This is a genomic window from Streptomyces goshikiensis, from assembly GCF_014650555.1.
Lineage (GTDB): Bacteria > Actinomycetota > Actinomycetes > Streptomycetales > Streptomycetaceae > Streptomyces > Streptomyces goshikiensis.
Window position 1 is genome coordinate 99,433 of sequence record NZ_BMVE01000002.1, and the last position, 25,776, is coordinate 125,208.

The 25,776-nt window shown below is 73.0% G+C and carries 18 protein-coding genes and 1 riboswitch; of the genes, 10 read left to right on the forward strand and 8 right to left on the reverse strand.

What is annotated here, in order from left to right; translation table 11 throughout:
- Positions 1–433: 433 nt before the first annotated feature.
- The 3 genes from IE248_RS05920 to IE248_RS05930 all read left to right on the forward strand — a co-directional run bounded on the left by IE248_RS05920 (position 434) and on the right by IE248_RS05930 (position 4,783).
- A complete protein-coding gene (locus tag IE248_RS05920; RefSeq protein ID WP_008743799.1) occupies positions 434–2,554 on the forward strand; it encodes a DNA gyrase/topoisomerase IV subunit B in 2,121 nt (706 codons plus the stop codon).
- 148 nt (positions 2,555–2,702) lie between these two features.
- On the forward strand, positions 2,703–3,194 hold the full coding sequence (locus tag IE248_RS05925; RefSeq protein ID WP_037795347.1) for a DUF485 domain-containing protein: 492 nt from the start codon (positions 2,703–2,705) through the stop codon (positions 3,192–3,194).
- Entirely contained in the window at positions 3,191–4,783 is a 1,593-nt protein-coding gene (locus tag IE248_RS05930; protein ID WP_008743797.1) for a monocarboxylic acid transporter, read from the forward strand. The genes IE248_RS05925 and IE248_RS05930 overlap by 4 nt, the downstream gene beginning before the upstream one ends.
- Before the next feature lie 4 nt (positions 4,784–4,787).
- On the opposite strand, the gene IE248_RS05935 is transcribed toward IE248_RS05930, so the two are convergent.
- Genes IE248_RS05935 through IE248_RS05950 form a run of 4 tightly spaced genes read right to left on the reverse strand, consistent with a single transcriptional unit; the run spans position 4,788 to position 8,425 of the window.
- Entirely contained in the window at positions 4,788–5,534 is a 747-nt protein-coding gene (locus IE248_RS05935; RefSeq protein ID WP_229895217.1) for a response regulator, read from the reverse strand.
- A gap of 17 nt (positions 5,535–5,551) precedes the next feature.
- Positions 5,552–7,180 carry a sensor histidine kinase gene (locus IE248_RS05940; RefSeq protein ID WP_190030110.1) on the reverse strand — a complete coding sequence of 543 codons (1,629 nt, stop codon included), beginning with the start codon at positions 7,178–7,180 and terminating at the stop codon, positions 5,552–5,554.
- A gap of 55 nt (positions 7,181–7,235) precedes the next feature.
- On the reverse strand, positions 7,236–7,673 hold the full coding sequence (locus IE248_RS05945; protein WP_190030111.1) for a DUF4267 domain-containing protein: 438 nt from the start codon (positions 7,671–7,673) through the stop codon (positions 7,236–7,238).
- A 59-nt stretch (positions 7,674–7,732) separates the two neighbouring features.
- Complete coding sequence (locus IE248_RS05950; RefSeq protein WP_190030112.1) at positions 7,733–8,425, reverse strand: hemerythrin domain-containing protein; 693 nt, start codon at positions 8,423–8,425, stop codon at positions 7,733–7,735.
- 120 nt (positions 8,426–8,545) lie between these two features.
- Here IE248_RS05950 and IE248_RS05955 point away from each other — a divergent pair, with 120 nt between their 5' ends.
- On the forward strand, positions 8,546–11,893 hold the full coding sequence (locus IE248_RS05955; RefSeq protein WP_190030113.1) for an ATP-binding protein: 3,348 nt from the start codon (positions 8,546–8,548) through the stop codon (positions 11,891–11,893).
- A 19-nt stretch (positions 11,894–11,912) separates the two neighbouring features.
- Here the strand turns inward: IE248_RS05955 and IE248_RS05960 are convergent, their stop codons facing one another.
- A complete protein-coding gene (locus tag IE248_RS05960) occupies positions 11,913–13,172 on the reverse strand; it encodes a citrate synthase (RefSeq protein WP_190030114.1) in 1,260 nt (419 codons plus the stop codon).
- Positions 13,173–13,254: 82 nt separating this feature from the next.
- Here IE248_RS05960 and IE248_RS05965 point away from each other — a divergent pair, with 82 nt between their 5' ends.
- Positions 13,255–14,406: a citrate synthase/methylcitrate synthase gene (locus IE248_RS05965; RefSeq protein WP_100583335.1), complete on the forward strand. Its 1,152-nt coding sequence runs from the start codon at positions 13,255–13,257 to the stop codon at positions 14,404–14,406.
- Between the two features lie 25 nt (positions 14,407–14,431).
- Positions 14,432–15,541, forward strand: coding sequence for a CobW family GTP-binding protein (locus tag IE248_RS05970; RefSeq protein WP_190030115.1), 1,110 nt, complete (start codon positions 14,432–14,434; stop codon positions 15,539–15,541).
- A gap of 28 nt (positions 15,542–15,569) precedes the next feature.
- On the opposite strand, the gene IE248_RS05975 is transcribed toward IE248_RS05970, so the two are convergent.
- Together IE248_RS05975 and IE248_RS05980 are read right to left on the reverse strand one after the other, a co-directional pair.
- Positions 15,570–17,657, reverse strand: a complete 2,088-nt coding sequence (locus IE248_RS05975; RefSeq protein ID WP_190030116.1) for a restriction endonuclease — start codon at positions 17,655–17,657, stop codon at positions 15,570–15,572.
- Positions 17,658–17,757: 100 nt separating this feature from the next.
- Positions 17,758–20,214 carry a DNA gyrase/topoisomerase IV subunit A gene (locus tag IE248_RS05980; RefSeq protein WP_073796366.1) on the reverse strand — a complete coding sequence of 819 codons (2,457 nt, stop codon included), beginning with the start codon at positions 20,212–20,214 and terminating at the stop codon, positions 17,758–17,760.
- Positions 20,215–20,464: 250 nt separating this feature from the next.
- On the opposite strand from IE248_RS05980, the gene IE248_RS05985 reads away from it, so the two are divergent.
- The 4 genes from IE248_RS05985 (at position 20,465) to IE248_RS06000 (ending at position 25,216) form a co-directional block, all read left to right on the forward strand.
- Complete coding sequence (locus tag IE248_RS05985; RefSeq protein ID WP_100583338.1) at positions 20,465–21,835, forward strand: M16 family metallopeptidase; 1,371 nt, start codon at positions 20,465–20,467, stop codon at positions 21,833–21,835.
- Positions 21,836–21,855: 20 nt separating this feature from the next.
- Positions 21,856–23,223 carry a M16 family metallopeptidase gene (locus IE248_RS05990; RefSeq protein ID WP_037793138.1) on the forward strand — a complete coding sequence of 456 codons (1,368 nt, stop codon included), beginning with the start codon at positions 21,856–21,858 and terminating at the stop codon, positions 23,221–23,223.
- A 195-nt stretch (positions 23,224–23,418) separates the two neighbouring features.
- Positions 23,419–23,578: riboswitch (cyclic di-AMP (ydaO/yuaA leader) on the forward strand.
- Between the two features lie 12 nt (positions 23,579–23,590).
- Positions 23,591–24,385 (forward strand): M23 family metallopeptidase, encoded by a 795-nt coding sequence (locus tag IE248_RS05995; RefSeq protein ID WP_008741371.1) that lies wholly within the window; start codon positions 23,591–23,593, stop codon positions 24,383–24,385.
- Between the two features lie 165 nt (positions 24,386–24,550).
- A complete protein-coding gene (locus tag IE248_RS06000) occupies positions 24,551–25,216 on the forward strand; it encodes a GntR family transcriptional regulator (RefSeq protein ID WP_008741370.1) in 666 nt (221 codons plus the stop codon).
- A 251-nt stretch (positions 25,217–25,467) separates the two neighbouring features.
- Here the strand turns inward: IE248_RS06000 and IE248_RS06005 are convergent, their stop codons facing one another.
- Complete coding sequence (locus IE248_RS06005) at positions 25,468–25,749, reverse strand: HPr family phosphocarrier protein (protein ID WP_008741369.1); 282 nt, start codon at positions 25,747–25,749, stop codon at positions 25,468–25,470.
- Positions 25,750–25,776: the final 27 nt, after the last annotated feature.

The window sequence follows — 25,776 nt, forward strand, 5'->3', positions numbered from 1 at the left end:
CTAGCTCGACGAGCTGTCGTACCAGGGTCAACATCCAACCAGGCCGAAAACGTTCCCGCTCTCGGCTTTTCCTCGAAACTTCCTTCCGAAGCTGGCCGGCTGTTGCCGGTTGGCGGCGAAGGAGCCGTATTGCGTTGCTTTACGGTTTCGCGTTGTCAGTCGTTCGCTTGTAGCAGTTCCGTCCTCCCCGGCGTGAGTGCCGGGTTGTTCATGAGGACGTGCCCGAACCCTAAATGGTTCATGCGCGGAAGGGAACGTGATGTTTGCTTCACCCGGGCGGGGGATCGAACACGCGTGCGGACCTGCACTAGGCTGACGAAGGGCGAGGGTGGCGTTGCATCGGCTCTACCAGGCCTCGGTACCCTCTGACAGGGCGCCAGCCACCCCTGCGCCCGACCGGGCCAGAAAAGAAATTCAGCGAGGAGCGAACTGCGTGACCGCCGACACGTCCGTGCCTTCCAGCGCACTCCTGACCGGAGCAGACCGGGACGGCTCCAACTACACCGCGCGGCACCTCCTCGTCCTCGAAGGCCTGGAGGCCGTCCGCAAGCGCCCCGGCATGTATATCGGCTCCACCGACAGCCGTGGCCTGATGCACTGCCTCTGGGAGATCATCGACAATTCCGTCGACGAGGCCTTGGGCGGCTACTGCGACCACATCGAGGTGATCCTCCACGAGGACTCCTCCGTGGAGGTCCGCGACAACGGTCGCGGCATCCCCGTCGACGTGGAGCCCAAGACCGGCCTGTCCGGCGTCGAGGTCGTCATGACCAAGCTGCACGCCGGCGGCAAGTTCGGAGGCGGCTCCTACGCGGCCTCCGGCGGCCTGCACGGCGTCGGCGCCTCCGTGGTCAACGCCCTCTCCGCCCGCCTCGACGTCGAGGTCGACCGCAACAGCTCGACGCACGCCATCAGCTTCCGCCGCGGCGTCCCGGGCATGTTCACCGAGCAGGGCCCCGACAGCCCGTTCGACCCGGCCAACGGCCTGCGCAAGGTCAAGCGGGTCGCCAAGGGTAAAACCGGAACCCGGGTCCGCTACTGGGCCGACCGCCAGATCTTCCTCAAGGACGCCCGGCTCTCGCTGGAGCACCTCTACCAGCGCGCCCGCCAGACCGCCTTCCTGGTGCCCGGCCTGACCCTCGTCGTCCGCGACGAGCGCGGCATCGACGGCGCCGGCAAGACCGAGGAGACGTTCCGCTTCGACGGGGGCATCAGCGAGTTCTGCGAGTACCTGGCCCAGGACAAGGGCGTCTGCGACGTGCTGCGCCTGACCGGCGCGGGCACCTTCAAGGAGACCGTCCCGGTCCTCGACGACCGCGGCCACATGACCCCCACCGAGGTCACCCGCGAGCTCGGCGTGGACATCGCCCTGCGCTGGGGCACGGGCTACGAGACCAACGTCAAGTCGTTCGTGAACATCATCGCCACCCCCAAGGGCGGCACCCACGTCTCCGGCTTCGAGCGCTCGGTCGCCAAGACCGTGAACGAGGTGCTGCGCTCCGCCAAGCTGCTGCGCGTGGCCGAGGACGACGTGGTCAAGGACGATGCGATGGAGGGCATGACCGCCGTCGTCACCGTCCGCCTCGCCGAGCCGCAGTTCGAGGGCCAGACCAAGGAGGTGCTCGGCACCTCGGCGGCCACCCGGATCGTCGCCGCCGTCGTCGCCAAGGAGCTCAAGGCCTTCCTGACCTCCACCAAGCGGGACGACAAGCAGCAGGCCCGCTCCGTGATGGAGAAGATCGTCGCGGCCGCCCGGACCCGTATCGCGGCCCGCCAGCACAAGGAGGCGCAGCGCCGCAAGACCGCGCTGGAGTCCTCCTCGCTGCCCGCGAAGCTGGCCGACTGCCGCAGCGACGACGTGGACCGCAGCGAGCTCTTCATCGTCGAGGGCGACTCCGCCCTCGGTACCGCGAAGCTCGCCCGGAACTCGGAATTCCAGGCCCTCCTGCCGATCCGCGGCAAGATCCTGAACGTTCAGAAGTCCTCGGTCTCGGACATGCTCAAGAACGCCGAGTGCGGGGCGATCATCCAGGTCATAGGAGCCGGCTCGGGCCGGACCTTCGACATCGACGCGGCCCGGTACGGCAAGATCGTCCTGCTCGTCGACGCCGATGTCGACGGCGCGCACATCCGCTGCCTGCTGCTCACCCTCTTCCAGCGCTACATGCGCCCGATGGTCGAGGCGGGCCGGGTCTTCGCGGCCGTGCCGCCGCTGCACCGGATCGAGCTGGTCCAGCCCAAGAAGGGCCAGGACAAGTACGTCTACACGTACTCGGACAACGAACTGCGCCAGACCCTGCTGGAGTTCCAGCGCAAGAACGTCCGGTACAAGGACTCGATCCAGCGCTACAAGGGCCTCGGCGAGATGGACGCCGACCAGCTGGCGGAGACCACCATGGACCCGCGGTTCCGCACCCTGCGGCGGATCAACATCGGCGACCTGGACTCCGCCGAGCAGGTCTTCGACCTGCTGATGGGCAACGAGGTGGCGCCCCGCAAGGAGTTCATCACCGGCTCCGCGGCGACCCTCGACCGCTCGCGCATCGACGCCTGATCCGAGAGGCGCTCGGCTCCCGGCACACCGGTGCTCTTCACTCCATCACCTGATGGAGTGAAGAGCACCGGTACACCAGTCCGGAAAGGGAGCATTGCGCACATCCTTGTCCCACGCGGCCAATGCGGCGGCGGACAAGGAGAGTTCGGTGGACAAGCACGAAGGGCGCGATGCCGGAACGATCCGGCTGAACGACCCCTGGTACGACGCGCTCGCCGTCGGATGGGGCGAGGGCCAGGGCGAGGCCGCGGCGCCGCCGCACCCGGCCCCCGGCGGCCGCCGCGCGCCCGGCGCGTCCGACATCTACCTCGAAGTGCAGCGCAGCGCCGCCTTCCAGGAGGTCCGGAGCCGATACCGCAGGTTCGTCGTCCCCGCGACCGCCGGCTTCTTCCTCTGGTACGTCGCCTACGTGGTCGCCGCGACCACGGCGCCCGGGGTGATGGCCCGGCCCGTGATCGGGGCCGTCAACGTCGCCCTGCTGGCGGGGCTCGGGCAGTTCCTCAGCACCTTCCTGCTGACCTGGGCCTACGCGCGGCACGCGCGGCTCCGCCGGGACCGGGCGGCGCTGGACCTGCGCTGGACGGTGTTCGAGCAGGAGCGCGGCCAGGAACGGTCCCGCAGCCGGGAGGCCGGCCGGTGACCACCGAGCACCAGACCCTCGCGCTGATCCTGTTCAGCCTCTTCATCGCGGTCACCCTGGGCATCACCACCTGGGTCAGCCGCAACCGGCACGGCTCGGCTGAGGAGTTCTACGCCGGCGGGCGGCTGTTCTCACCGCTGGAGAACGGTTTCGCCATCGCCGGCGACTACATGTCCGCCGCCTCCTTCCTCGGGATCTCGGGGCTGATCGCGCTGTTCGGCTACGACGGCCTGCTGTACTCGGTCGGGTTCCTCGTCGCCTGGCTGGTCGTCCTGTTCCTGGTGGCCGAACTGGTCCGCAACTGCGGGCGTTTCACCCTGGCCGACGTGGTCGCCGCCCGGATGAGCGAGCGGCCGGTGCGGATCGCGGCCGGAATCTCCTCCGTCACCGTCTCGGTGCTGTACCTCGTCGCGCAGATGGTCGGCGCGGGCAGCCTGGTAGGCCTGCTGCTCGGGGACTCGGGCACGGCGGCGCGGACGCTGACGGTGGTCGGGGTCGGCGCGCTGATGGTGGTGTACGTGTCCTTCGGCGGGATGCGGGCCACGACCTGGATCCAGATCGTGAAGGCCGTACTGCTGATGGGCGGGGCGATCACCCTGACCGTGCTGGTGCTGCTGCGCTTCCACGGGAACTTCGACCAGCTGCTGACGAGCGCCGCCGAGCGCAGCGGACACGGGGCCCGCTTCCTGAGTCCGGGGCTCAAGTACGGCGGGGACTGGACCGCCCGCTTCGACTTCATGAGCCTCGGACTCGCGCTGGTGCTGGGCACCGCCGGACTGCCCCACATCCTGTCGCGCTTCTACACGGTGCCGACCGCGCGGGCGGCCCGCCGGTCGGTGGTGTGGGCGATCGCGCTGATCGGCGGCTTCTACCTGATGACCATCGTGCTCGGATTCGGGGCCGCGGCGCTGGTGGGACCGGACGCGGTCCGCGCCTCCAACGCCTCGGGGAACACGGCGGTTCCGCTGCTCGCCGCGTTCCTCGGCGGAGGCGCCGGCTCCACCGGGGGCGCGGTGCTGTTCGCCTTCGTGGCGGCCATCGCCTTCGCCACGATCCTGGCGGTGGTCGCGGGGATCACCCTGGCCTCCTCGGCCTCGGTCGCGCACGACCTGTACGCCTCGCTGAAGCGCCGGCACGCCCGCCAGCGCAGCGAGGTCGCGGTGGCCCGGGCCTCGGCCGTCGGCATCGGGGCGGCGGCGATCGCGCTGGGACTGCTCGCCCAGGACCTGAACGTGGCGTTCCTGGTGGGGCTGGCCTTCGCGGTGGCGGCCTCGGCGAACCTGCCGGTGCTGATGTACTCGCTGTTCTGGCGGAACTTCACCACGCGGGGCGCCGTCTGGTCGGTGTACGGGGGGCTGGTGCCGGCCGTGCTGCTGGTGGTGCTGTCGCCGGTGGTCTCCGGCAGCCCGGAGTCCCTCTTCCCGGGCGTGGACTTCCAGTACTTCCCGTTGCAGAACCCGGGGATCATCTCGATTCCGCTGGGGTTCCTGGCGGGCTGGCTGGGGACGGTCACCTCCGCCGAGGAGGCGGACGAGCGCAGGCACGCGGAGACGGAGGTCCGGGCGCTGACGGGGGCCGGGGCCGTGTGAGAGGTCAGGTTCCGTCGGGGTGATCGCTCCCGTTCGGCCGATCGCTTCCGTGCGACGGGCGGTCCGACGGGCGGTCCGACGGGCGCCAGGCGTAGCGGTGTTCCGGGCGGCCCGTCTCCCCGTAGCGGAGGGCGAGGGTGACGCGGCCCGTGCGGTCGAGGAGCTTGAGGTAGCGCTGGGCGGTCTGGCGGCTGATGCCGGCGAGGTCGGCGATCTGCTGGGTGGAGAGGGGACCGTCGGCACTGCGCAGCACCTGGCGGACCAGCTCGGCCGTGGTGGGGGAGTGGCCCTTGGGGAGGGCGTTGGGGGTGCCGGCCGAGGCGAGGGTGCCGAAGATCCGGTCGACCTCGGCCTGTTCGGCCTCGCCGCCGCTCTCCAGGCTGCGGCGGAGCGATCCGTACGCCTCCAGGCGGGATCTCAGGGCGCCGAACGTGAAGGGTTTGACCAGGTACTGGAGCGCGCCGAGGCGCATCGCGGCCTGGACGGTGGCCAGGTCGCGGGCGGCGGTGACCATGATCACATCGGTCAGGTCACCGCGCCGGCGCAGGTGGCGGACCAGGTCCAGGCCGTTTTCGTCGGGGAGGTAGTGGTCGAGCAGGATCAGGTCCACCGGACGGCCGGAGAGCAGCTCCAGGGCCTCGGCCGCCGAATGGGCCCGGGCCGCCACCTCGAATCCGGGAACCTTCTCCACGTACGCCGCGTTGATCCGGGCAACCCGCACGTCGTCATCGACGACCAATACGGCGAACACCCGGCTCGGGACCGCGTTCATCGCAGGGCCTCCGGGAGTACGACGGAGAACTCCGCCCCTCCGTCCGCTGCTTCCCCGGCCCAGGCGCTGCCGCCCTGCCGCTGCGCGAGCCGGCGTACGAGCGCGAGACCGAGCCCGCGCTCGCGAGGGCCGCTGGGCTGCTTGGTCGACCAACCCTCGGTGAAGATCTCCTCGCGCCGCGCGGCGGGCACGCCGGGGCCGCTGTCGCGGACGCGGAGGACCGCGGTCCGGCCCTCCGCGTGGAGGTCGACCTCGACCAGGGGCGCCGCCGAGCCGGCCGCCGCGTCCAAGGCGTTGTCGACCAGGTTCCCGACGATGGTGACGAGCCCGCCGGGGTCGACCAGACGGTCGGGCAGGAGCGTGGAATCGGCGAGGCGGAGCGGGACCCCGCGCTCGGCGGCGACCGTGGTCTTGCCCACGAGGAGGGCGGCCAGCAGCGGGTCGTGGACCCTCTCGGTGACCTGCTCGGCGGTGCTGCGGTGCACCCCGACGACCTCGGTGACGAACTCCGCCGCCTCCTCGTGCAGGCCCAGCTCCAGCAGGCCGAGGACGGTGTGGAGGCGGTTGGCGTGCTCGTGGTCCTGGGCGCGCAGGGCGTCGATCAGGCCCCGCGTGGAGTCGAGCTCACGGCTCAGGTGCTCCAGTTCGGTGCGGTCACGCAGGGTGGCGACGGCGCCGCCGTCCCGCGTGGGCATCCGGTTCGCGACCAGGACCCGCCGGCCCCGCACGGTGAGCAGGTCCCGGCCGGCGACCCGGCCGGCCAGGACGTCGGTGGTCCGGCCCGCGCCCAGTACGTCGTCCAGCGGGCGCCCGGCGACGGCGGAGTCGGGAGCGAGGCCCAGCAGCCGGGCGGCCTCGTCGTTGACGAGCCGGATCCGGCCGCCGGGGTCGAGGGCGATCACTCCTTCGCGGATGGAGTGCAGCATGGCCTCGCGCTCCGCGAGCAGGCCGGCGATATCGGAGAAGGCCAGGTCGCGGGTCTGCCGCTGGATCCGGCGGGACAGCAGGTAGGCGGCGAGCGCGCCCGCCGCCAGGGCGCCGCCGGCGTAGGCGAGCAGGCCGGGGATGGCGCCGAGCAGCCGGTCGCGGACGCTGTCGTAGGCGATGCCGACCGAGACGGCGCCGACGATCTCCCCGTCGGCGGCGACCAGCGGCACCTTGCCGCGGGCGGAGCGGCCGAGGGTGCCCTCGTCGATCTCCATGACCTCGCGGCCGGCCAGGACGTCGTGGGGGTCGGTGGAGACGGGCAGTCCGATCAGCTCGGGGCTGGGGTGGGAACGGCGGATCCCGTTCAGGTCCATGACGACCACGTACTCGGCGCCGGTGGCCCGGCGGATCCGCTCGGCCGAGGACTGTACGGGGCCGTCCGCCGCCGCCGGTCCTCCGGCCGGAGGTTCCGCCGTCAGCAGGCCGGCGGCCAGCGCCGGGTCGGCGGCGGCGCTCTGCGCGATGGCCAGGGCCCGCCGCATCGCCTGGTCGTCGAGCTGTGCGCTGAGCGGGGCCAGGAACAGCCCGGTGGCCAGCACGGCGACCCCGGCGGCGATGGCCAGCTGGGTCAGCAGGATCTGGGAGACGGCCCGTCTGGGCAGCCCGAGGCGCCGAGCGCTCAAGAGGGGGAACCGCATGACAGACAACCGTAGGTCGGCTCAGGCACGAGCGGTATTCCTCCGGGGTCACGGATCAGACTGCGGAGGATGTGATTCCGGGCCCGGTGGGGGTGGCGGCCGGGGTGCGCTCGCGCAGGAGCAGGAGCGCCGTGAACGCCACGACCGCGGCGGTCGCGCCGTGGACCCCGTACGCCGTGGCGGCGGGTCCGCCCGAGCCGAGGACGATGACCATGTCACCCAGCGGTACGAAGGTGAGCGCCGCCAGGGCCCAGCCCAGCCCCCGCCGCTGTCCGGTGAGCAGCAGCGCCAAGATGACCAGGCCGCTCGCCGCGTCGCGCACCCCCTTGACGGCGAGGAAGGCCGTGCCGTCCTGCCGGGGCCAGGTCGGAACGCCGAACTGCGAGGCGCTGGCCTGCGGCGCGATCAGGTAGCTGAGGCCGATGTAGAGGATGAACGCGGCGCCGAGGGCGGCCAGGGCGGTGGCGAGGTGCTTGACGGTCGTGCTGGTCATGGCGGTCTCCTGCTGGTGTGCGGGGGTGGGGGCGGGCGGGTGCCGGGAGCGGTCAGCGGTCAGCGGCCGGTGCGGCGGACGGCGCGCACCGTGCGGGCGTACGCGGGACGGCCGACGGCGTACCAGATCAGGCGGGCCGGGAGCGGCAGGCCGCGGAGCATCGACCTGCGCTCGGCCCGGTCGGCCTCTTCCAGGGCCATGCCGAGGAAGAACAGCACCTTCGGTTTGGGCGCGCTCGCCGCGAAGTGCTCGCCCATCGCGGCCCACTCCTGAGCGGTCAGGTGCCGGTCGGCCAGCGGAAGAAGTGACTCCTCCTCCTCGTCGAGGTGCTCGACCAGGACGGCGCGGTGTTCGGCCAGGACGGCGGCGAGGCGGTCGCGGTCCGCCTCGGCGGCGGTGGCCTCCCAGGCGGGCAGGGCGGCATCGGCTGCCGCGAGGGTGGCCGCCACCCGCTCGTGCTGCTCCTCCATCCGCAGGACGATGTCGGCTTCCAGATCGACGCGGGCCAGCAGCGCCGGCCAGAGGTGCTCGTCCTCTCCCGTGTGGTGGTTGTGGAGGCCGAGGCGGTAGGTGCGGAAGTGTTCCGCCAGGACCTTGGCCCGAGCGGTGTCCCCGGGTGCCGTGGCGGTGACCAGATCGATCAGTAGGCCGGCCTCGCGGCGGATGCCGCGGTGGATGACGACCATCTGGTGGGTGTCGGGCCGGGTGCCGGTCTGTGTCTGCGGCGTCTTCTTCGTCGTCTTCGTCTTCATGAGAAGAGACTCGCCCTCGGCTCATGGAAGGCTCTTGGAGCTCACTTGGAGGGTCGCCGGGGCGTCATCTGGGCGGATTCCGGCCGGAGTTGACCGATCCGGTCTACGTTGTACAACGTCATGGTCTACATACGCGTACTCGGTTCCTTCGCCGCCGAGCGGGACGGCGAGACGGTCCCGCTCGGCGGTCACCGCCAGCGCTCCGTCCTGGCCCTGCTGGTGTCCGCGCGGGGCCGGGTCGTCTCCGTCGACCGGATGATCGAGGAGCTCTGGCAGGGTGCCGCGCCCGCCCGTGCGGTGGCCTCGCTCCAGGCTTACGTGTCCAACCTGCGCCGGCTCCTCGAACCCGGCCGGGCTCCCCGCGCGGCGGCGCGGCTGCTGGTGAGCGCGCCGCCCGGGTACGCGCTGCGGCTGCCCGAGGACGCGGTCGACGCGTGGCGCTTCGAGAGGCTCCTCGGGGAGGCACGGGACCTGCTCGACCGCGCACCGGACCGCGCCCGCCGGCTGCTGCGGGAGGCGCTGGCGCTCTGGCAGGGGCCGGCCTACGCGGAGACCGCCGACGAACCGTGGAGCCACGCGGAGATCACCCGGCTGGACGAGCTGCGGCTGGCCGCGCGGGAACTGGACCTCGCCGCCGGGCTGCGGGTCGGCGACAGCGCCGGGGTCGTCGCGCGGGCCGCGCTGCTGACCCGCGACGAACCCCTGCGGGAAGAGGGCTGGCGGCTGCACGCGCTCGCGCTGTGGGCCGCCGGGCGGCAGGCCGACGCGCTCTCGGCGCTCCGCCGGGCGCGGGCCGTGCTGGCCGAGGAGGCGGGGCTGGACCCCGGCGCCGCCCTGGTCGCGCTGGAGCGGGCGATCCTGGCGCAGGACGACCGGGTGCTGCGCCGGGCGACGGCCGCACCGGGGCCCGCCGAGGTACCCGCCGCGGAGCCGGCCGCTGCGGCACCCGCGCCGCCCCGGGCGCAGCCGCCCGACGGGGCACCCGAGGCCGCGCCCGCCCCCTTCGTCGGCCGCGAGGCCGAACTGGCGCTGCTGGCCGGGGCCGCGGACCGGGCGCGCGCCGCCGGGCCGGGGATCGCCCTGGTCAGCGGAGAGGCGGGGCTCGGCAAATCGGCCCTGCTGCACCGGTTCCGCGACCGGCTCCGCAGCGAAGGCTGGCTCGTCGCCGTCGGCCACAACGCCGACGCCGAGGGCGCCCCGCCCGCCTGGGCCTGGGCCGAGGCGCTGCGCACCGTCGCCGCCGCCGTCCCGCCCGGCCCCGGGGCGGCCGCCGCCGTGGCCCCGCTGCTCTCCGATGCCGACGAGCCCTCCCGCACGGCCGGGGACACCGCCGCCGGACGGTTCCGGATGCACCGCGCGGTCTGGCAGTGGCTCGCGGAGGCGGCCCGGGAGCGGCCCGTCTGCGTCGTGCTGGACGACCTGCACTGGGCCGACGGCGAAACGCTCGCCCTGCTGGCCGGGGCGGCGGAACCGCCGGCCGGGACCCCGCTGCTGGTCGTCGGCGCGTTCCGGCCGGACGAGGTGCCCGGCGGGCTCGCCGACACCCTCGCCCTGCTGGCCCGCCGCTCGCCGACCCGGGTGGTGCTGCCCGGCCTGCCCGAGGCGGCCGTCGCCGAGGTGGTGCGGGCGCTCGGCGGCCCGGAGGCGGACCCCGCGACGCTGGCGGCGCTCGCCGAACGGACCGGCGGCAACCCCTTCTACGTGCGCGAGAGCGCCCGGCTGCTGGGCAGCGAGGGGGCACTCGTCGCCCTGTCCGACGTGCCCGAGGGGGTACGGGACGTGCTGCGCCGCCGTCTCGGCAGGCTTCCCGACGCGGTGGTCTCCGTACTGCGGCTGGCCGCCGTCGCGGGGCGGGAGTGCGGTGTCGAGGTCCTGGTCGGGGCCGCCGACGCGGGCGAGGACGCCGTACTGGACGCGCTGGAGGCGGGGCTGGTCGCCGGGCTGCTCGTTGAACCCGGGCCGGGGCGGGTGCGGTTCGCGCACGCGCTGGTCCGGGACACGCTGCTGGCCGACCTGAGCCGGCTGCGCGCCGCGCGGATGCACGGGCGGATCGGGCAGAGCCTGGAGCGGCTCGCTCCGGACGACGTCTCGGGGCTCGCCCACCACTTCGTACGCGCGGCCTCCTCGGCGACCGCGGCGAAGGCCGTGGACTACTGCGTACGGGCCGCCGACCTCGCCGACCGGCGGTTCGCCCACGACACGGCCGCCGCGCTGCTCGTGGAGGCGGTGGCCTGCTTCGAGCGCACCCCCGTCCCGCCCGGCGCCGCGGGCGACCGCGACGGCGAACGGGTCGGGCTGCTGGGCCGTCTGGTACGGGCCCAGGTGCGCGCGGGAGCGGTCATGGCGGCCCGCAAGACGCGGGGGCAGGCCATCGAGTGCACGATCGGCACGGGCCGGGAATCCTTGCTGATCAGCGCGTTCACCGCATGGACCGAGCCGAGCCCCTGGCAGACCCGGCCGTACGGGGCGGTCGACCGGCCGGTCGTGGCGCTGCTCGAACGCCTGCTGGAGCGGCCCGGTCTCGAACCGGCCGTACGGTGCCGGCTGCTCGGGGCGTACGCGGCCGAACTGTCCGATGCCCGGATCCCGCGCGTACGGGCCGCCGCGCGGGAGGCGGTCGCGCTCGCGGAGGGCCTCGGGGATCCCGAGCTGCGGGCGGCGGCCCTCGTCACGCTGCTCCGGGAGCTGGACCCCGATCTGGAAGGGCCGGAACGGGCCGGGCTGGGGCGGGAACTGGAACGGCTGGGCGCGGCGCACGAGCTGCCGGCGCACCGCTGGTTCGGGCTCTTCACCCGCGCGACGGCCGCTGCGGCCGCGGGGGACGCGGCCGGTGCGCGCCGGCTGCTGGGGGAGGCGGCGGAGTTCTCCCGGAGCTACCGGATGCCGGAGGCGTCGGCGGTCTCCGACTGCGTGACGGCGACCCTGGCCCATGTCGAGGGCCGGCCGGCGCAGGCGGAGCGGTTGTACGCGCGGGCGGCCGAGGCGATGGCCCGGCAGGGATCCCCGCACGCCCAGGGGTACCTGTCGGTCGCGGTCGCGACCCTGCGGGCGAGCGAGGGGCAGCTGGCGCGTACGCTGCCCGCCGCCCGGGAGGCGTACGAGCGGTACGGCCCGGCGGTGGGCGACCTGCTCGCGGTGGCGCTGGCCGAGGCCGGGGAGGCGGAGGAGGCCCGCGCGGTCCTGGAGCGGTGTGGACCGCTGCGGCCGGACTACTTCTTCCGGGTCTTCGGGACCTTCCGGGCGATGACCCTGGTGGCGCTGGGCGAGCGGCGGGGCGCGCCGGAGCTGTACGCGGAGCTGCTGCCCTACCGCGACGCCCCACCGCCCGCCGCCGGGTTCACCCTGGCGACCCGGCCGGTCGCGCACACCCTCGGCGAACTGGCGGGGCTCCTCGGCCGGGAGTCCGAAGCCGCCGCCCACTTCGACGCGGCCGCCCGCATCACCGCCCGCTGGCGCGATCCGGCGTAGGGGTGCCCGGCGGCCGTCGCTACGGCATCGGCTGCGGGGGGCGCGGGCCCCGGTACTGGCCGACCGGGCGCATCCGGAGCGGGCGTTCCTGGTACTCCTCCAGGGCATGGGCGATCCAGCCCGCCGTACGGGCCACCGCGAACACCGTCTCGCCGGCCTCCGCCGGCATGCCGCAGGACACCGTCAGCACCGCCAGCGCGAGGTCCACGTTGGCGTGCAGCCCGGGCCGGCGGGCGGCGGTGGTGGCCACCACCTCCCGGGCCGCGGCCAGGGCCGGGGCCGCCTGCGGGAGGGTCTCCAGGCGTGCGAACAACGCCCGGGCCCTCGGGTCCTCGCCCGCGTACAGCCGGTGGCCGAGCCCCGGGACCCGCCGCCCCGCCCGCAGGTGGTCCGCGACCACCGGCGCGGCGCCGCCCCGCTCCAGCGCCTCCTCCAGCATCCGGTGCGCGAGCCGCCCGGCCGCGCCGTGCAACGGGCCTTCGAGCGCGCCGAGTCCGGCCGACACCGCCGCGTACGGATGGGCGTGGGCCGACGCGGCCACCCGTACGGCCAGGGTCGAGGCGGCCAGGTCGTGGTCGATGAGCAGGGCGAGGGCCAGGTCCAGCGCGGCCAGCGCGTCAGGGTCGGGTTCGCGCGGCGTCAGCCGGGTCCACAGCCGCCGGGCCAGCCGGCCGTCCCCGCGCCAGCCGGGCTGACCCACCTCCGGCAGGGCGTCGACCAGGACCGGGATCAGGCAGCGGGCGGAGCCCAGGACGGCCTCGGCGGACAGGTCGAAGCGCAGCGGATCCGCCACGGCCGCGGCGGCGGTGGCCACGCGCAGCCGGTCGAGGGGTCCGCTGTGCTCGGGCAGGGCGGCCACGGCCCGGCGGGCCGCCGCCAGCGGTTCCGGGGGAGCGGTGAAGCGGGCCCCGCGCGGCAGCGTGCCCGTCCAGAGCCACTCGGCGACTTCCTCGTACGGGTGCCGCGAGGCCAGCTCGACGGCGTCCACGCCCCGGAAGTAGTACCGGTCGGGCTCGATGAGCGTGAGGGAGGTCCGCACCGCGAGCTCCCCGGCGGATCCGGTCGGGGCCGCGGCCTCGCGCCGGTTGCGGCGGGCCAGCGACTCCACCTCGGCGGGATCGAAGCTGCTGCCCCGGCCGACGGGGTCGCGGCGGCTGGTGAGCTGGCCGCGGCTGACGTACGCGTACACGGTCGCCGGCTTCACGCCGAGCAGTTCCGCCGCCTGCCGGGTGCTGATCCTGCTCCCGGCGCCCGTCTGGTCGCCCGCCCTGTCGTTCATGACGCACATCCTACGCATGTTGATGTGAATGTTGATTCAATCAATATTGACAAGTATTGAGTCAAGCATGGATGGTCGATCCATGAACACCAGCGTCGAAGTACCCCGCGGTCTCGCGGGAGTCGTGGTCACCGAGACCGAACTCGGTGACGTCCGTGGCCGTGAAGGCTTCTACCACTACCGCCAGTACTCGGCCGTCGAGCTCGCCGGGAGCCGTGGCTTCGAGGACGTCTGGCACCTGATGTTCCGCGGCGCCCTGCCTGCCGACGCCGCCGAGAGGGACGCCTTCGCCGCCGAGATCGCGCCGCTGCGCAGGCTGCCCGCCGAGGTGCGGGACGCCCTGCCCGCACTCGCCCGGGCCACCGCCCTGTCCGGCCCGCTCGCCGGACTGCGCACCGCGCTCTCGCTGCTCGGCGCCTCGGCCGGCTTCCGCCCCGTCTACGACCTCGGCCCCGAGCGCCGCGCCGCCGACGCCCTGGCCGCCTGCGCCGCCGTACCGACCCTGCTCACCGCCCTGCACCGGCTCGGGCAGGGCCTGGAGCCGGTGGAGCCGCGCGCGGACCTCCCGTACGCCGCCAACTACCTGTACATGCTCACCGGGGAGGAGCCCGACCCGGTCAAGGCCCGCGCGGTCGAGCGGTACCTGATCTCCACGATCGACCACGGGTTCAACGCCTCGACCTTCACCGCCCGCGTGATCGCCTCCACCGGCGCCGATGTCGCGGCCTGCCTGACCGGGGCGATCGGCGCACTCTCCGGCCCCCTGCACGGCGGCGCCCCCAGCCGGGCCCTGGACACCCTCGACGCCATCGGCACGGCGGACCGCATCGACCCGTGGATCCGCGAACGGGTCCTCGCCGGGGAGCGGATCATGGGCTTCGGGCACCCCGTGTACCGCACCGAGGACCCGCGTTCGCGCATGCTGCGCGACACGGCGCGCGAGTTCGGGGGCCCGCTCGTCGACTTCGCGGTCGAGGTCGAGCGGCAGGTCGAGCGGATCCTCGCCGAGCTCAAGCCCGGCCGCGAACTGCACACCAACGTGGAGTTCTACGCGGGCGTGGTCATGGAGCTGTGCGGACTGCCGCGCGAGATGTTCACCCCGACCTTCTGCGCGGCCCGCGTGGTCGGCTGGAGCGCCAACATCCTCGAACAGGCCGCCGACTCGAAGATCATCCGGCCGGCCGCCCGGTACACCGGTCCGACCCCGCCGCAGCCGGTCCCCGCGCTCGCCTGACCCCGGGCTGGTTACGATCGGCCGGGTGAACAGCAGGCAGCCCATCCCCGTCGTCGTCCTCACCGGATTCCTCGGATCCGGCAAGACCACCGTGCTCAACCACCTCCTGGCCAACCGGGGAGGCACCCGGATCGGGGTCGTCGTCAACGACTTCGGCTCCATCGAGATCGATGCGATGTCGGTGGCCGGCCAGGTCGGCGACTCGATGGTCTCCCTCGGCGGCGGCTGCCTGTGCTGCGCGGTCGACGGCAGCGAACTCGACGCCTACCTGGAGAAGCTCGCCGCGCCCGTCCACCGCATCGACGTGATCGTCATCGAGGCGAGCGGCCTGGCCGAGCCGCAGGAGATGGTCAAGATGCTCATGGCCAACGAGAACCGGGCGATCCGCTACGGCGGAATGGTGCAGGTCGTGGACGCGGCCGAGTTCGACGCCAGCCGGGCCAGGCACCCGGAGACGGAGCGCCATCTCGCCGTCGCCGACCTGGTGGTGCTCAACAAGACCGACCGGGTGGACGCCGCCGAGCGGACCAGGATCGAGGCCGCGCTCGGCACGCTGTGCGGCCCGGGCATCCCCGTCGTCGGGGCGGACCATGGGCGGATCGATCCGGAGCTGCTCTTCGACCGCCGCCCGTGGACGGAGACCCGCGGCCAGCTCTCCTTCGAGGACCTGCTCGCGGAAGCCGCCCACCAGGCCGACGAGGCCGACGGGACCGACCCGGCGGACGGGGCCGGACACGACCACGAGCGCTGCGGGCATGTCCACGCGGCCTACGAGAGCATCGAGTTCGTCTCCGAGCAGGCCCTGCACCCGCGCCGGTTCCTCGACTTCCTCGACCGCCGCCCGGCCGGGCTCTACCGGATCAAGGGCTTCGTCCACTTCGGAGTCCCCGGGCACGAGGAGCGCTACGAGGTCCACGCCGTCGGCCGTTTCCTCCGCTTCGCCCCCGGACCCTGGGGCCGGGGCGAAACACGCCTGACCCAGCTCGTCCTGATCGGCTCCGGCACCGACGGCCCGGCCCTGCTCCGGGAGCTGGAGGCCTGCCGCGAACCGGCCCCGCGGCAGGTGCCCCCGGAGAGCATGTGGGGCGTCCTGCGCTACGTGGACCGGCCCGCGGACACCCCGGCCGAGGACTGAGGCGGCGGGCGCCGCCGGGTCCGCTGCCTCACGCCACCTCTACGCCGTACTCGCCGAGCAGGTCCTCCAGGCCGCCGCGGTAGCCCTTGCCGCCGATCACGAAGTCCCAGTCGCCGTTCGCACGGCGCCGGAACGAACCGAGGACCAGCGCGGTCTCGCCGGCGCGGCCGTCGGAGACCTCCAGCCGGCCGAGTTCCTCGCCGCCCGCGGACAGTAGGCGGATGTGCGCGTCGGTGAACCCGGCGAGGTCCGCCCGCGGGTCGACCTCCGGGTCGATCGCGGCGACGAGCACCAGACGGTCGGCGCGCTCGGGCAGCGCGTCGAAGGAGACCTCCAGAGCCGCCTTGTCGGGCCGCGCGTGCGCCCGGGCCCGTACCGAACCGTCCGGGCTCCGCGGGTTGTTGTAGAAGACGAAGTGGTCCTCGCTCAGCACCCGGCCGCCCTCGCAGACCAGCGCGCACACGTCGAGCGCGACGGACCCCGACCAGGACATGCCCAGTACGTTGTGGTCCGCCGGAGACTCGGGCTCGGGCGCCGTCCCGGCCGCCCGCCGCGCGGGGGCCGCCGGGGCCGGTGCGCCCCCGCCGAGCCGCCCCCGCAGCCCGTACTGGTGCAGCAGCTCGACGAGGTCCGCTCCGGGAACCAACTCCAGCGGCTTGCCGTTGGCGAAGGTGTACGACCCGGGCCCGAAGGACGCGGTGGTGACCAGCACCCCCTTGTTCGCCCCCTTGTCCTGGACCGTGCCGTACAGATCGCGCACGGCCGTCGGCGGCACCGTGTTCCGGTAGCGCTTGACCTGCACCACGATCCGCCCGCCCCGGATCGGAGCCGGGTCCAGCGCCTCCACGTCGACCCCGCCGTCGCCTGACCTTTGGGTGGTCACCGCCTCCATGCCCATGGCCCGGAACAGCTCCGCGACCAGGTTCTCGAAGTCGATCGGATCCATCGCGAACAGGTCCGGCTCGTCGTCCGCGTCTCCGGCGTGCCCGCCGTGGCTCACGACCCCTCCGCCGACCTCGTCGGGACGGCGCCCGGGGCGCACCGCCGTCAGCTGGTCGGGCCGCGCCGAGAGCTGCCCGCCCAGCCCCGAGACCAGACAGTCCACCGCGCTGACCTGCTCCAGCCGCAGCCCCGCGAAGGCGCTGCGCGCCGCCGGCACCGTGGACAGGACGAACCGCGCCTCCTGCCCCGTCACCGGATCGTGGCAGTCCACGAACCCGTTGACCACGACCGAGTCCAGTACGCCGAACTCGTCCGCCGCGTAGAGCTCACGCACCACCAGCAGCACGCACTGGGCCAGCAGATCCCGGTACAGCGCCCGCCGTTCCGTGACCGGGCGGGGCTTCACCTTGTCCTGGTCCGTGCTCGGCAGGTACTGCACCGACCGGGCCTCCGGTACCACCTCGTACCCGGGGAGCTCCCAGTCCAGCACCAGCTGGCGCGCGGCCGGGTCGTACGCGGCCGTCACCTGCCTCGGCAGCGCTTCGGGCCAGGCGGTGGAGGCGTACAGGGCGGCCGAGAAGTACTCGACCACCGCCTCCGCCTCGCCCGCGCGCAGGGCGTCGGCGAGTTCCGTGAGCCCGCTGTTGTGCGCCCGTACCCCGGCGAGCTGCTCCGCCGCCCACCGGTCGTACTGCTGCCGGTACGCGGCCAGTTGCTGCTGGCGCTGCGCCTCCGCGGCGTTCGCGGCATGCCAGGCCTGGGTGTAGCGGGCGTGCGCCTCGCGCTCCGCCTGCGCCCGGTGGCTGGAGCCCAGCGTCCAGCCACTGCTCTGCTGCTGGAAGTCCTCGATGCGGGGCATCGGCACCGGCTGGGCCAGGGCCCCCGGGTTGAAGGGCTCCAGCCGGTCGGGCCGGGCCAGATCGGATATCCGGAACGCCGGTGCCCGGCAGCCCGCCACCAACAGGCCCTTGAGGGCGGTGACCTCGGCATCGAAGCGCGCGGTGCGCCGTAGCGCCTCGGCCTCGCGGTACTGCCGGTGGCTCCGGTTCGCGTCCCGTTCGTAGGCCCGCTGCCGGCGCTCGGCGTCCCGCTGCTGGATCACCTGCGTCTGCTGCTGCCGGCGCTGCGCCTGCGCCCAGTCCCCGATCAGTCCGCTGCCCGCTCGACGGCTCATCAGCTGCGTTCTCCCCCCACCGCGTCCAGGGGGAAAACACTAGTCGGCATTCGGGTGGTACGTCCCCCCGGTCGCACCACCCGAATGCCGTTCCGCCGTCCTACAGCGCGGGCCCCGTCAGCGCCGTGACGACCGCGGGCAGGGGCGCCCCCGAGCCGTCCCGGCGCGGGTCCACGGCCGGGAGTTCGGCCGGAGTGCCGTTGGCCGCGGCCGCCCGGACCGGCGCGTTGCCGGCCCAGGCCAGCACCAGTACGTCCTCGCCCTTCAGGAACCGCTGGCAGCGCACGCCGCCCGTGGCCCGGCCCTTGCGCGGGTACTGGTCGAACGGGGTCAGCTTCCCGGAGGTCACCGAGTCGTCCAGCGTCCCGTGCGAACCCGCCACCGTGAACACGAAGGCGTCCCGGGCCGGATCCACCGCGGAGAAGTGGATCACCTTGGCGTTGTCGGAGAGCTTGATGCCCGCCATGCCGCCCGCCGGGCGGCCCTGCGGGCGCACCTGGCTCGCGGGGTAGCGCAGCAGCTGGGTGTCGTCCGTGATGAAGACCAGGTCTTCCTCGCCGGTCCGCAGCTCCACCGCGCCGACGATCCGGTCGCCGTCCTTGAGGGTGATGACCTCCAGCTCGTCCTTGTTCGCCGGGTAGTCCGGCACGACGCGCTTGACCACGCCCTGTTCGGTACCCAGCGCCAGACCCTGCGAGGACTCGTCGAGCGAGGTCAGGCAGACGACCTTCTCGTCCGCCTCCAGCCCCGAGAGGAACTCGGCGACCGGGGCGCCCCCGGCCAGGTTCGGCGCGGCGTGGGTGTCCGGCAGCTGCGGCAGGTCGATCACCGAGAGCCGCAGCAGCCGCCCGTACGAGGTGACCACGCCCACGTCCGCCCGGGCCGTCGCCGCGACCTGCGAGACGATCAGGTCGTGCTTGGCGCGGGCGCCGCCCTCCTCCTGCGGGAGCGCTTCCCCGTTCGCCGTGCGGGCCAGCAGGCCCGTGGACGACAGCAGCACCCGGCACGGGGTGTCCGCGACCTCCAGCGGAACCGCCGCCACCGGCGTGCCGGCCGACTCCAGCAGCACCGTACGGCGCTCGGTGCCGAACTTCTTCGCGACTGCCGCCAGTTCCGCCGAGACCAGCTTGCGCAGCTCGCTGTCGGACTCCAGGATCCCGGTCAGCTCGTCGATCTCGCCGTTCAGCCGGTCGCGCTCGGACTCCAGCTCGATCCGGTCGAAGCGGGTGAGCCGGCGCAGCGGGGTGTCCAGGATGTACTGGGTCTGGATCTCGCTCAGCGAGAAGCGCTCGATCAGCCGCTCCTTCGCCTGCGCGGAGTTGTCGCTGTCCCGGATGAGACGGATGACCTCGTCGATGTCGAGCAGGGCCACCAGCAGGCCCTCGACCAGGTGCAGCCGGTCGCGGCGCTTGGTCCGGCGGAACTCGCTGCGGCGGCGCACGACCTCGAAGCGGTGGTCGAGGTAGACCTCCAGCAGCTCCTTGAGGCCGAGCGTCAGCGGCTGCCCGTCGACCAGCGCGACGTTGTTGATGCCGAAGGACTCCTCCATCGGCGTCAGCTTGTAGAGCTGCTCCAGGACGGCCTCCGGGTGGAAGCCGTTCTTGATCTCGATGACCAGGCGCAGGCCGTGCGAGCGGTCGGTGAGGTCCTTGACGTCCGCGATGCCCTGGAGCTTCTTCGAGCCGACCAGGTCCTTGATCTTCGCGATGACCTTCTCGGGGCCGACCGCGAAGGGCAGTTCGGTGACGACCAGGCCCTTGCGGCGCGCCGTCACGGTCTCCACCGCCACCGTCGCGCGGATCTTGAAGGTGCCGCGGCCGTTCTCGTAGGCGTCCTTGATCCCGGAGAGGCCGACGATCCGGCCGCCGGTCGGCAGGTCGGGACCCGGTACGAAGCGCATCAGCGCCTCCAGGTCCGCCTGCGGGTACCGGATCAGGTGCCGGGCGGCCGCGATGACCTCGCCCAGGTTGTGCGGGGGCATGTTGGTGGCCATGCCGACCGCGATCCCGGACGCGCCGTTGACCAGCAGGTTCGGGTAGGCGGCGGGCAGGGCCACCGGCTCCCGCTCCTGGCCGTCGTAGTTGGCGGTGAAATCGACCGTGTCCTCGTCGATCGACTCCGTCATCAGCGACGTGGCGTCGGCCATCTTGCACTCGGTGTAACGCATGGCGGCGGGCGGGTCGTCGTTGCCGAGCGAACCGAAGTTGCCGTGGCCGTCGACCAGCGGCAGCCGCATCGAGAAGGGCTGGGCCATGCGCACGAGGGCGTCGTAGATCGACGCGTCACCGTGCGGGTGCAGCTTGCCCATGACCTCGCCGACGACGCGGGCGCACTTCACGTATCCGCGGTCGGGGCGCAGGCCCATCTCGTTCATCTGGTAGACGATGCGCCGGTGCACCGGCTTCATGCCGTCCCGGGCGTCGGGCAGGGCGCGGGAGTAGATCACCGAGTACGCGTACTCGAGGAAGGAGCCCTGCATTTCGTCGACGACGTCGATGTCGAGGATCTTCTCCTCGAAATCCTCCGGCGGCGGGGTCTTCGTGCTGCGGCGGGCCATCGCTGCGCGGCTCCTTAACCAAGAAAGGTGTGCTGGGGGTCTGGCTGGTGTTCTGACGGGGTCCGAGTCGGGTGACGCGGACCATTGTGTCCCGAGGCACCGACAACGCCGACTCCGACCCTGGGGGTCCCCCCGGACGGAGTCGTGCGGGGGAACGGGACCCGGGAACTTCTACGGGCGTCGGCGCGCTTGCATACAGTGGCAGGTCTGACACAAATCTCTGCATCGCGATCGAAGGGACCACATGCCCATGGGTCACACGGCCACAGCCCAGGCCGGCTCCGGCGGCCTGACAGCGACCGAGCACCGGCTGGCCAACGGCCTGCGCGTGGTGCTCTCCGAGGACCACTTGACCCCGGTCGCCGCGGTCTGCCTCTGGTACGACGTAGGCTCGCGCCACGAAGTCAAGGGGCGAACCGGCCTGGCTCACCTCTTCGAGCACCTGATGTTCCAGGGCTCCGCGAGCGTACCCGGCAACGGGCACTTCGAGCTCGTCCAGGGTGCCGGCGGTTCGCTCAACGGCACCACGAGCTTCGAGCGCACCAACTATTTCGAGACCATGCCGACCCACCAGCTGGAGCTCGCGCTCTGGCTGGAGGCCGACCGGATGGGCTCGCTGCTCGTCGCCCTCGACGACGAGTCGATGGAGAACCAGCGCGACGTCGTCAAGAACGAGCGCCGCCAGCGCTACGACAACGTGCCCTACGGCACGGCGTTCGAGCGGCTGACCGCCCTCGCCTACCCCGAGGGCCACCCGTACCACCACACCCCGATCGGCTCGATGGCCGACCTGGACGCGGCCTCGCTGGAGGACGCGCGCGCCTTCTTCCGCACGTACTACGCGCCCAACAACGCGGTGCTGTCGGTCGTCGGCGACATCGACCCCGAGCAGACGCTCGCGTGGATCGAGAAGTACTTCGGCTCCATCCCCTCGCACGACGGCAAGCAGCCGCCGCGCGACGGATCGCTGCCGGAGGTCATGGGCGAGCAGCTCCGCGAGGAGATCGTCGAGCAGGTCCCGGCGCGCGCCCTGATGGCCGCCTACCGGCTCCCGCACGACGGCACCCGCGAGTGCGACGCCGCCGACGTGGCGCTGACGATCCTGGGCGGCGGCGAGTCCTCGCGGCTCCACAACCGCCTGGTACGCCGTGACCAGAGCGCCGTCGCGGCCGGTTTCGGCCTGCTCCGGCTGGCCGGCGCGCCGTCGCTGGGCTGGCTGGACGTCAAGACCTCCGGCGGCGTCGAGGTCCCCGGCATCGAAGCCGCCGTGGACGAGGAACTCGCCCGGTTCGCCGCCGAGGGCCCCACCGCCGAGGAGATGGAGCGCGCCCAGGCGCAGCTGGAGCGGGAGTGGCTGGACCGGCTGAGCACCGTCTCCGGCCGCGCCGACGAACTGTGCCGCTTCGCGGTGCTGTTCGGTGACCCGCAGCTGGCCCTGACCGCGGTCAAGCGGCTCCTCGACATCACCGCCGAGGAGGTCCAGGCCGTGGCCGCGGCCCGACTGCGCCCGGACAACCGGGCGGTGCTGGTGTACGAGCCGCTCGCGGGCCCGGACGCCGACGCCGAAGACGACGACGCCGAGCACACCGAGCACTCCGAGAACGAGGGGGCGGAGCAGTGAGCGACACCGCAGCCGTCACGATGACCTTCCACCCGCGCCCGGAGGCCGGCGAGGCCCGGCCGTGGGCCTTCCCGGCCCCCGAGCGCGGCGCGCTCCCCAACGGCCTGACCCTGCTGCGCTGCCACCGCCCGGGCCAGCAGGTCATCGCCGTCGAGATCAACCTCGCGGCCCCGCTGGACGCCGAGCCCGAGGGCCTGGACGGGGTGGCCACCATCATGGCCCGCGCCCTGTCCGAAGGCACCGACAAGCACTCCGCCGAGGAGTTCGCGGCCGAGCTGGAGCGCTGCGGCGCCACCCTCGACGCGCACGCCGACCACCCGGGCATCCGGGTCTCCCTGGAGGTGCCGGCCTCCCGCCTGGCCAAGGCCCTCGGCCTGCTCTCCGAGGCGCTGCGCGCGCCCGCCTTCGCGGACAGCGAGGTCGGCCGGCTGGTGCGCAACCGGCTCGACGAGATCCCGCACGAGCTGGCCAACCCGCAGCGCCGCGCCGCCAAGCAGCTCTCCCAGGAGCTGTTCCCGGCCGGTCTGCGGATGTCCCGCCCGCGCCAGGGCACGGAGGAGACGGTCGCCCGTATCGACTCCGCGGCCGTGCGCGCCTTCTACGAGGCCCATGTGCGCCCCGCCACCGCCACCGCGGTGGTCGTCGGCGACCTGACCGGCATCGACCTCGACGCCGTCCTCGCGGAGACCCTGGGCACCTGGACCGGCGACTTCGCGGAGCCGCGTCCGGTTCCGCCGGTCACCGCCGACGACACCGGCCGCGTGGTCATCGTGGACCGGCCCGGCGCGGTCCAGACGCAGCTGCTGATCGGCCGTACCGGCGCCGACCGGCACGACCGCGTCTGGGCGGCCCAGGTGCTCGGCACGTACTGCCTCGGCGGCACCCTGACCTCCCGTCTGGACAAGGTCCTGCGCGAGGAGAAGGGGTACACGTACGGCGTGCGCGCCTTCGGCCAGGTGCTGCGCTCCACGGCCGACGGCAAGGGCGCCTCGATGCTCGCCATCAGCGGTTCGGTGGACACGCCGAACACCGGCCCGGCGCTGGACGACCTCTGGAAGGTGCTGCGCACCCTCGCCGAGGGCGGCCTGACCGATGCCGAACGGGATGTGGCGGTGCAGAACCTGGTGGGCGTGGCCCCGCTGAAGTTCGAGACCGCGGCCTCCGTGGCGGGCACGCTCGCCGACCAGGTCGAGCAGGAGCTGCCGGACGACTACCAGTCGCACCTGTACGCGCAGCTCGCCGACACCGGCACCGTGGAGGCGACTTCGGCCGTCGTCAACGCGTTCCCGGTGGACCGGCTGGTGACGGTGCTGGTGGGCGACGCCGCCGAGATCGAGGGACCGGTGCGGGCCCTCGGGATCGGTGACGTCACGGTGGTCACCAACTAGACGGATCCGGAAGCGGTTCCCAAGGGGTCTCGGCGGCTTGTCCGCCGGGGCCCCTTATGTCTGTTTAGCACTGAGGTTGCGTGTATGTGGTGTGGCGTACGCAACAAAAGCGCGAGTCTGTTTGGCGATTGACTGATGATCCGCCTAGCGTCATGCGTGCTGTTCGTCAGTTGTAACCGCCGCATCCGCGGCACCGGACAGCGATCGCCGAGTCCCCGTCAGGCGCGAGCCTGGGGAGCCGGGGACCCACATGCGTCCCTGGGGTGAATCGGACCGCCTCGTCAGAGGGGGCCCGTAGGAGACCTTCCTGCTCCGAACCCGTCAGCTAACCCGGTAGGCGAGAGGGAAGGAAAGGATCAGCCCCTTCATGGCGTTTGGCAGTCGTGCCGCCGGCAAGCACCGTGGTTCCAGCCGTCTGAGCCGCAAGACCGCCGGCTACGCCGGCATAGCAGCCCTCGCCACCACCGGTGTCGTCGGCTCCATCGCAGCCCCCGCGTTCGCCGCGGACGGCAAGGCCCCCTCCATGGAGGACACCGGCCTGAACGCCGTTGTCGTCGCCGAGGACCTCCAGGGCGAGATCCAGGCCCAGGCCGACTCCCAGGAGCGTGCCGCCGAGGTCGCCGCCACCAAGGCGCAGGCCGAGGCCGACGCCAAGCAGCAGGCCGCGGAAGCCAAGCGCGTGGCCGAGGCCAAGGCGAAGGCCGAGCGCGACGCCGCGGAGCGCGCGGCCCGCGAGGAGGAGCGCAAGCGCCTCAACACCTTCGTCGCTCCCGTCGAGGACTCGTACGTCAGCACCCAGTGGCACGCGGGCGGCGGCATGTGGTCCTCCGGCAGCCACACCGGCATCGACTTCCACGCGGCCTCCGGCACCACGGTGCACGCGGTCGGCGCGGGCACCGTCGTCGAGTCGGGCAACGGCGGCGCGTACGGCAACAACGTCGTCATCAAGCACAACGACGGCACCTACACCCAGTACGGCCACATGTCCTCGCTGAGCGTCTCGGTCGGCCAGGAGGTCACCGCGGGCCAGCAGATCGGCCTGTCGGGCTCCACCGGCAACTCCAGCGGCCCGCACCTGCACTTCGAGGCCCGCACCGGCCCGCAGTACGGCTCGGACATCGACCCGGTGTCGTACCTGCGCTCGCACGGCGTCAACGTCTGACCGGACGCCGCGTTCCGCACCGCTTCGAGGAAGACCCCGGCTCATCGAGCCGGGGTCTTCTTCTTTTTTATGGCAAATATTTCGAATATCCGGCCGTACTCGGAAATTGTCGTGTGTTGCAATAGAGTCGCAGCAAGGCAGTCTGAATGAGGCGGAGGTTCGGTTTTGCGTATTCCTGCGCGCGCGGTGTGCACGGCGATCCGCGACGACATCGTCTCCGGGGTCTTCGGGCCGGGCAGCAGGCTGACCGAGGAGGTGCTGGCCCGGCGGTACGGGGTCTCGCGCGTCCCCGTGCGCGAGGCGCTGCGGACCCTGGAGTCCGAGGGGTTCGTCACCACCCGGCGGCACGCCGGCGCCTGTGTGGCCGAGCCGACCGAGCAGGAGGCCGCGGACCTCCTGGAGGTACGGATGCTGCTGGAGCCCCTCGCGGCCGCCCGGGCCGCCCGCCGCCGCACGGAGGCGCACCTGAAGGTGCTGCGCGGGCTGGTCAGGCTGGGGCAGGAGCGGGCCAGGAAGGGTCAGGGGGAGGATCTGCGGGCCCTGGGCGGCTGGTTCCACGAGACGCTCGCGCAGGCCTCGGGCAGTCCGGGGCTGATCGCGCTGCTGACGCAGATGCGGTACAAGGTGGCCTGGATGTACGCGGTGGAAGCCCCGGCGCGGCCCGCCGAGTCCTGGGCGGAGCGCGGCGCGATCGTGGACGCGGTGGCGCGGGGCGACGCCGAGCGGGCGCGGGCGCTCACCGCGGTCCACGCGGACCGGGCGGCGGGGACGCACCGGCTCCGGGTGAGGACTTCGCAACCTGCCGTAAACATGTCGAGCGGCCCCCATTAACAAGAGCCGTATACAAAGGCCGTACGGGGCGGATATCGGCGCCCGATAATGCGCAATGGCGGATATTCGCGGGGCGGGGGTCTGATTCCGGCCGCTCGGGCTGCGTGGAATATCGAATTCGCGAAGGGGCTGCGCACCGCGAATGCGGCGGCCGGTGTCCGAAAACGCGTGAGCCGTGGTCCCCGGTGTTCCGGGGCCACGGCTCGTTCGCGTACGGCGGAGGGTCGGACCCGAGGGCCGAACCCGAAGGGTCAGACGGTCTCCGGGAGCTCGTCCAGGCCCTCGGCGACCAGCTTCGCGAGCCGGTCGAGCGCGGCCTCGGCACCCTCGGCGTCGGAGGCGAGGACGATCTCCTCGCCGCCCTGGGCGCCCAGGCCCAGGACCGCCAGCATGGAGGCGGCGTTGACGGGGTCGCCGCCCGCCTTCGCGATGGTCACCGGGACGCCGGAAGCGGTCGTCGCGCGGACGAAGATCGAGGCGGGACGAGCGTGCAGGCCCTCGGCCCACCCGACGTTGACGCGGCGCTCTGCCATGGTGATGCCCTTCAGGTTCTTACGGTT

What these genes read in the sequence shown, in the direction of transcription:
- IE248_RS05940 (WP_190030110.1), bottom strand. Translation starts at nt 7,180, where the DNA reads ATGCGGTTCCCCCTCTTGAGCGCTCGGCGCCTCGGGCTGCCCAGACGG.
- IE248_RS05945 (WP_190030111.1), bottom strand. Translation starts at nt 7,673, where the DNA reads ATGACCAGCACGACCGTCAAGCACCTCGCCACCGCCCTGGCCGCCCTC.
- IE248_RS05950 (WP_190030112.1), bottom strand. Translation starts at nt 8,425, where the DNA reads ATGAAGACGAAGACGACGAAGAAGACGCCGCAGACACAGACCGGCACC.
- IE248_RS05955 (WP_190030113.1), top strand. Translation starts at nt 8,546, where the DNA reads ATGGTCTACATACGCGTACTCGGTTCCTTCGCCGCCGAGCGGGACGGC.
- IE248_RS05960 (WP_190030114.1), bottom strand. Translation starts at nt 13,172, where the DNA reads ATGAACGACAGGGCGGGCGACCAGACGGGCGCCGGGAGCAGGATCAGC.
- IE248_RS05965 (WP_100583335.1), top strand. Translation starts at nt 13,255, where the DNA reads ATGAACACCAGCGTCGAAGTACCCCGCGGTCTCGCGGGAGTCGTGGTC.
- IE248_RS05975 (WP_190030116.1), bottom strand. Translation starts at nt 17,657, where the DNA reads ATGAGCCGTCGAGCGGGCAGCGGACTGATCGGGGACTGGGCGCAGGCG.
- IE248_RS05980 (WP_073796366.1), bottom strand. Translation starts at nt 20,214, where the DNA reads ATGGCCCGCCGCAGCACGAAGACCCCGCCGCCGGAGGATTTCGAGGAG.
- IE248_RS05985 (WP_100583338.1), top strand. Translation starts at nt 20,465, where the DNA reads ATGGGTCACACGGCCACAGCCCAGGCCGGCTCCGGCGGCCTGACAGCG.
- IE248_RS05990 (WP_037793138.1), top strand. Translation starts at nt 21,856, where the DNA reads ATGACCTTCCACCCGCGCCCGGAGGCCGGCGAGGCCCGGCCGTGGGCC.
- IE248_RS05995 (WP_008741371.1), top strand. Translation starts at nt 23,591, where the DNA reads ATGGCGTTTGGCAGTCGTGCCGCCGGCAAGCACCGTGGTTCCAGCCGT.
- IE248_RS06005 (WP_008741369.1), bottom strand. Translation starts at nt 25,749, where the DNA reads ATGGCAGAGCGCCGCGTCAACGTCGGGTGGGCCGAGGGCCTGCACGCT.